At 37.7% G+C, this 5,781-nt stretch carries 6 protein-coding genes and 1 riboswitch; of the genes, 4 read left to right on the top strand and 2 right to left on the bottom strand.

Features of this window, described 5'->3' with window-relative positions:
• The first annotated feature begins 299 nt into the window (after positions 1 to 299).
• Positions 300 to 449, top strand: coding sequence for a hypothetical protein (locus tag AC1DUW_RS19800; protein ID WP_477643266.1), 150 nt, complete (start codon positions 300 to 302; stop codon positions 447 to 449).
• Positions 450 to 880: 431 nt separating this feature from the next.
• Here the strand turns inward: AC1DUW_RS19800 and AC1DUW_RS19795 are convergent, their stop codons facing one another.
• Positions 881 to 2,194, bottom strand: a complete 1,314-nt coding sequence (locus tag AC1DUW_RS19795) for a nucleobase:cation symporter-2 family protein (RefSeq protein WP_053346725.1) — start codon at positions 2,192 to 2,194, stop codon at positions 881 to 883.
• Positions 2,187 to 2,786, bottom strand: coding sequence for a xanthine phosphoribosyltransferase (locus AC1DUW_RS19790; RefSeq protein WP_053346726.1), 600 nt, complete (start codon positions 2,784 to 2,786; stop codon positions 2,187 to 2,189). The genes AC1DUW_RS19795 and AC1DUW_RS19790 overlap by 8 nt, the downstream gene beginning before the upstream one ends.
• A 162-nt stretch (positions 2,787 to 2,948) precedes the next feature.
• A riboswitch (purine riboswitch) is annotated at positions 2,949 to 3,050 on the bottom strand.
• A 374-nt stretch (positions 3,051 to 3,424) separates the two neighbouring features.
• On the opposite strand from AC1DUW_RS19790, the gene AC1DUW_RS19785 reads away from it, so the two are divergent.
• Genes AC1DUW_RS19785 through AC1DUW_RS19775 form a run of 3 tightly spaced genes read left to right on the top strand, consistent with a single transcriptional unit; the run spans position 3,425 to position 5,719 of the window.
• Complete coding sequence (locus AC1DUW_RS19785; RefSeq protein WP_053346727.1) at positions 3,425 to 3,571, top strand: hypothetical protein; 147 nt, start codon at positions 3,425 to 3,427, stop codon at positions 3,569 to 3,571.
• A gap of 16 nt (positions 3,572 to 3,587) precedes the next feature.
• Positions 3,588 to 4,067: a cytochrome c oxidase subunit II gene (locus AC1DUW_RS19780; protein ID WP_053346728.1), complete on the top strand. Its 480-nt coding sequence runs from the start codon at positions 3,588 to 3,590 to the stop codon at positions 4,065 to 4,067.
• Positions 4,064 to 5,719, top strand: coding sequence for a b(o/a)3-type cytochrome-c oxidase subunit 1 (locus AC1DUW_RS19775; protein ID WP_477643265.1), 1,656 nt, complete (start codon positions 4,064 to 4,066; stop codon positions 5,717 to 5,719). Before AC1DUW_RS19780 ends, AC1DUW_RS19775 begins: the two co-directional genes overlap by 4 nt.
• Positions 5,720 to 5,781 lie beyond the last annotated feature (62 nt).

Raw genomic sequence — 5,781 nt, 5'->3', positions numbered from 1 at the left:
CATTTAATGCTTTAACGATAAATAGTGATATATATATGTTTTTTATAAATATTTTGTTTTTTTCATTTTATAAAATAGGTAAAAAAAACTATATATTTGATAAGATATTCAAAACCTTCTCTTTTTTCTAATCAGCCTTCGAACAGGAAACCATCAGCGTGCGAATTGGCATGACAGTTGATTTCCGAGGAAGGTTTTTCATTGAGGAACTAGTGGATGCATGAGTAAAATAGTCGAGCCATGTTTGGTATCCCTCTAGAAGGAGAAATGCTTGACTCATTTGCACTGAGCTTGGCAATATGCTAGCTGTTAATATAGCAGCATCCTTAATTATGGATATTACCCCTCCAACCGTTCTTGTCGGTCAAATATACGGCTTTAATCAAGTAATCATTTTCCCGATTATACTGAATGGGACCCATAAGATTCATTTTTATCTTGATGATTGAAATGTAGTTTTTAAACATAAAACCCCCCTTACCTTCACAAGCGGTAAGGGGGGCCTTCATTCTTCCTTCTTTATTGAGGATTGGTTTTGTACTTGTATAATGATATTTTGAAATTCCTCTTTTCCGCACACACGGCATCTAAATTCCTGATTTAATATAGTTCGACAATGAATACAATATTTTTTTTCCATCTCTATCACTTACTTTCTTGTATAGATACTATCAATATATTCAAAAAGTGAAGAGAGTTTCCTTTTATCTGTTAAATCTTTTTTTCATTATAATTAGAATTCTCTGGAGGGCTTTCTTTCAATCCGGTAATGTTTTAATAACCAATCAGAATAAAAAAATACTGCCTCAAACGCAAAAATATCTGTGCGTTTGAGGCAGTTTACTCTAAGGTATAAATCTATCAGCTTTTTCGAAACTATTTAGGCTACTTTCCGTCCTTCGATACGTGCTTCTTTCACTTTCCCGTTTGCAGGAACGATATTGAAAACAATATTCAAGAAAATAGCAGTCAAACTTCCTGCCACAATTCCGTTATCCGTTAAAATTTGGATACTTTCTGGAATTTGAGCAAATAGCTCAGGAACAACCGTTACCCCAAGTCCCATACCTACTGAACATGCGATAATCAATAAATTTTCTTGGGAAGCAAAGTCTACTTTGCTTAACATTTTAATTCCTGCTGCAATAACCATTCCGAACATGGCTACCATTGCTCCGCCTAATACAGATGAAGGAATAATGGTTGTGAACGCACCAATTTTAGGAACAAATCCTATCAAAATAAGCATGCCAGCTGCTGTATATATGACATTTCTTGTCTTAATACCGGACAATTGAATAAGACCGACATTTTGTGAAAATGCCGTATAAGGAAATGCATTAAACAAACCGCCTAGCATGATCGCAATCCCCTCAGAACGATATCCACGTGCTAGGTCATCTTCTGAAATCTCTTTATCTGTAATTTCCCCTAATGCATAATAAACACCTGTTGATTCCACTAAGCTAACTATTGCCACCAATGTCATTGTAATAATAGCTGTAATGTTAAATGTCGGAGTTCCAAAGTAGAAAAAATGAGGTAAATGCAACCAAGTAGCACTTGCTACTGAGCTAAAATCCACTTTACCCAGGAAGAAAGCTACAAATGTTCCGACTAGTAAACCTAATAAAATAGAAATAGAACGAACAAATCCCGTTGAGAATTTATACATAAAAATGATAAATAACAATGTTCCAAAACCAAGACCCACATTATTCAAGGCACCGAAATCAGCTGCACCTTGGCCGCCCCCCAGATTGTTAATCGCAACTGGAATGAGAGTGATTCCGATAATCATAACTACTGATCCTGTAACAACAGGAGGGAAAAATCTTGCCAACTTACCAAAAAACTTACTTATTATAACCACAATCAATCCTGAGACCAAAATGGCTCCATAAATGGTAGTGACTCCATATTGGGTACCAACCGCAATCATTGGGCTAACTGCTGTGAATGTGCAGCCAAGAACGACTGGCAGCCCAATTCCAAAGAATTTATTTTTCCACACTTGTAATAAGGTTGCTATACCACACATTAAAATATCAATCGATACTAAATAAGTTAACTGAGCTGCCGTTAAACCCAACGCCCCACCGACTATCAGGGGAACAACAATCGCACCTGCATACATCGCAAGTACATGTTGTAATCCTAAAGAAGCAACTTTTATTGGTGATTGGTTAGACATTTACTGTTGCCCCTTCCTGTTCCTCAGCGAATGTTATCTCGCCGAATTTCAACTTTGCGATTCGAGCTAGAGATTCCACCTGGAAGCCTTGTTCTCTGAGATCCTTTCCACCACTTTGGAAAGCTTTCTCAATTACAATCCCAATACCAGCCACTTCTGCTCCAACTTGGTTACAAATATCCGCCAAACCTCGGGCTGCTTGACCAACTGCAAGAAAGTCATCGATGATCAATACCTTATCTCCTGCTTCAATATATTTATCGGACACCGTAATTGTATTCGTTTCTTGTTTAGTATAGGAATGAACAGTTGCTGTCACTAAACCTTCAGTCAAAGTCAGTGATTTACGTTTACGTGCAAAAATTAGCGGAACTTCTAATTCTAAGGCCGCCATCAGTCCAGGTCCAATCCCTGAAGATTCAATCGTCAGTACTTTTGTTATTTCCTTCTGTTCAAAACGTTTCACAAATTCCTTACCGATTTCTTTCATCAGGATAGGATCCATTTGGTGGTTTAAGAATGAATCTACTTTTAAAATATCTTCTGATAAAGCTTGACCCTCGGACAAGATTTTTTCCTTTAAAAGTTGCATGAAGGTTCCTCCCAATCTTGGATGTTTATTTAACCCATAGTCATGCAGATGTTTCCCGACAAATAAAAAGCCCAAGAAACATTGCAGCACTTTTTTTAGAGTGAGGCAATATTTCTCGGGCCTAAATGAAAAAGGACTCAACAAAACCCTTTCATTGTGCGACAAGATCTATTACTCACCCATAGTCGAATTATTTACGGTAATTCGGTAGAAACTTGCAGGCCATATCCCTGCTATTATACGAGTGAAACTTTATATTTTTGTAATATATGAATTATAACAACGCTTTCTCTATTTGAAAAGGTATTTTTAACAAAAACCGAACTTTCACTTTAAAAAATAAATGATCATTCGTATTTTTAGAAAATTTAGAAATTGACTGATCGTTTCATAGGATTTTTTCCTACCATCTATGTGTGAAAAAATCCAGACTATATAATCTTCACAATTTTTTCACAACTTGATACACAATCAAAAGCAAATTTTTATACTTACTTCAACTTTACACTATATCGAACTTATAAAAGTAACGATTGAACAAATTGTGAAAAGAGAAAAAGTGGATTCTAATTTACCATTACTTTTGTATGATGAACATGTACTCATGTCTTTTAGGGAATTAGAAAGGAGTGAAAACGATGGCCGTACCTAAACTTAAGAACAAATCACAAACAAAAGAGACTTCTAATTTAAAAGGTACACTTGCTTCTGTTTTAATACTAGGAATTATTCTAATTATTGTATGGGTCAGCATCTATTTTATTTTTGTAAATCGTTTAGGCTAATTGAGGAGGAGAAATAATGCACATGCACAAGTTTGAAAAGGTTTGGTTGATTTTCGGTACAGTAGCCCTGCTAGTATTCTTGACAGTGCTTGGGGTTAGTGCTTTCTATCTAGGGAATCAACCTCCCAGCTGTTTAGTTACAATTGATCCTGAAAAAGTGGAGGTCACTGCTCCATTTAATGCCCCTGGCCTATATGAAGTCACAGGAAAAGATTGGGACTATGAATTAGTGTTTGTAGCTTCTGCCTTTTCGTACAGTCCTGCAAAAGTGGAGATCCCTAAAGGTTCAACTGTCAAGGTTATCGCAACATCAAAGGATGTTATCCATGGCTTTGAGATAGCTGGGACTAACGTTAATATGATGCTTGAACCTGGATTCGTCAGTGAATATACCACTAGATTTAATAATGAAGGAGAAAATTTGATTATTTGCAATGAATATTGCGGGGTTGGTCACCACATGATGAGCTCCCGTATCGAGGTGGTTTCAAAATGAAAAAAACGGCTGAAAATGAAAAAGTTCACCCACTGGATGCAAAACTATCCATGGCTCATTTCTATGTAGCCATTATTGCTTTAGCACTTGGAGGATTTGCAGGATTACTTCAAACTTTGGTTCGCTCAGGCAGAATGGAATTACCTGCCGGTATAACGTATTATCAATTACTTACGGTTCACGGAGTTTTACTTGCTCTGGTGCTAACAACTTTCTTTATCATAGGATTTCAGCTATCAGCAGTTAGTAAAACAATCGGTCCATTGTCCACCCCTTCCAGAATTACAGGCTGGATTGGTTTTTGGACAATGACACTCGGCACTGTTATGGCCGCTGTTATGGTTTTATTAAATGAAGCATCTGTCCTTTATACTTTTTATGCACCTCTTCAAGCGCATCCTATTTTCTATGGTGGCTTAACACTTGTGATCGTTGGCAGCTGGATTAGTGGTGGAGCCCTTATAGCGGCATACCGCAAGTGGAAGAAAAACAATCGCGGCCAAGCAAGCCCCTTATTAAGTTTTATGGCGGTTGTAAATACTCTACTTTGGATTGTTGCTACTATCGGAGTGGCAGCTACCGTGTTATTTCAAATTCTCCCATGGTCATTAGGCTGGGTGGATTCTATTAACGTTTTAGCAAGCCGAACTTTATTTTGGTATTTCGGTCATCCGCTCGTATATTTTTGGTTGCTACCAGCTTATATGTGCTGGTATGTAGTGATTCCTAAAGTCATTGGCGGGAAAATTTTTTCAGATTCATTGGCTCGAATGTCTTTTATTCTTTTCCTGCTTTTCTCTATTCCTGTTGGACTTCATCACCAATTGCTAGAACCCGGTATCGATCCTATCTGGAAGTTTTTACAAGTGATTTTAACCTTCTTAGTCGTTGTTCCATCTTTAATGACTGCCTTTTCTTTATTCGGATCTTTTGAACAATACGGACGTTCTCAGGGTGCCCAAGGGATATTCGGTTGGTTTAAGATGCTTCCTTGGGGAGATGCGCGTTTTACGGTTCCTTTTATCGGAATGGCGGCTTTCATACCAGCAGGTGCCGGAGGATTAGTCAATGCCTCAAACCAATTAAACCAGGTTGTCCATAATACTATTTGGGTTACAGGACATTTTCATTTAACGTTGGCGACTTCCGTAATCCTAACTTTCTTTGGGATTTCATATTGGCTCGTTCCCCATTTAACTGGACGCACCTTAACAAAAAAATTAAATAAATTAGCGATTATTCAAGGGGTCTTTTGGGCAATTGGGATGTCCTTTATGTCTGGGGCTATGCATATCGCTGGATTGCTAGGAGCACCTCGCCGCTCTTCGTACTCCACTTATGGAGATTCCACACAGGCACTTGATTGGATTCCTTATCAAATCGCCCAAGCTGTAGGTGGAACCATACTCTTTATCGGGATTATTTTATATATCATTATTTTTATACAGGTAGCCTTCTTTGCTCCAAAAGGCAACGAAGAGTTCCCTGTTGGTGAAGTTACTGATAAGGCCGAAAAAACGCCACTCATTTTTGAAAATTGGAAATTATGGCTTGGAATAACTGCAGCACTCATTCTCTTTGCGTATACAATTCCGTTTATTGATATTCTCCAAAATGCACCACCGGGATCAAAAGGATTTAAATTATGGTGATCCTACACAATAAAAAAAACCTTGGCAGATTTGCCAAGGTTTCAGTTTGTAGACAAAAGGGG

It is taken from the genome of Peribacillus sp. P4_C12, from assembly GCF_056402095.1.
The sequence above is the reverse complement of the archived record's forward strand: the minus strand, read 5'-3'. Positions and strand labels throughout refer to the sequence as shown.

What these genes read in the sequence shown, in the direction of transcription:
- AC1DUW_RS19800 (WP_477643266.1), top strand. Translation starts at nt 300, where the DNA reads ATGCTAGCTGTTAATATAGCAGCATCCTTAATTATGGATATTACCCCT.
- AC1DUW_RS19795 (WP_053346725.1), bottom strand. Translation starts at nt 2,194, where the DNA reads ATGTCTAACCAATCACCAATAAAAGTTGCTTCTTTAGGATTACAACAT.
- AC1DUW_RS19790 (WP_053346726.1), bottom strand. Translation starts at nt 2,786, where the DNA reads ATGCAACTTTTAAAGGAAAAAATCTTGTCCGAGGGTCAAGCTTTATCA.
- AC1DUW_RS19785 (WP_053346727.1), top strand. Translation starts at nt 3,425, where the DNA reads ATGGCCGTACCTAAACTTAAGAACAAATCACAAACAAAAGAGACTTCT.
- AC1DUW_RS19780 (WP_053346728.1), top strand. Translation starts at nt 3,588, where the DNA reads ATGCACATGCACAAGTTTGAAAAGGTTTGGTTGATTTTCGGTACAGTA.
- AC1DUW_RS19775 (WP_477643265.1), top strand. Translation starts at nt 4,064, where the DNA reads ATGAAAAAAACGGCTGAAAATGAAAAAGTTCACCCACTGGATGCAAAA.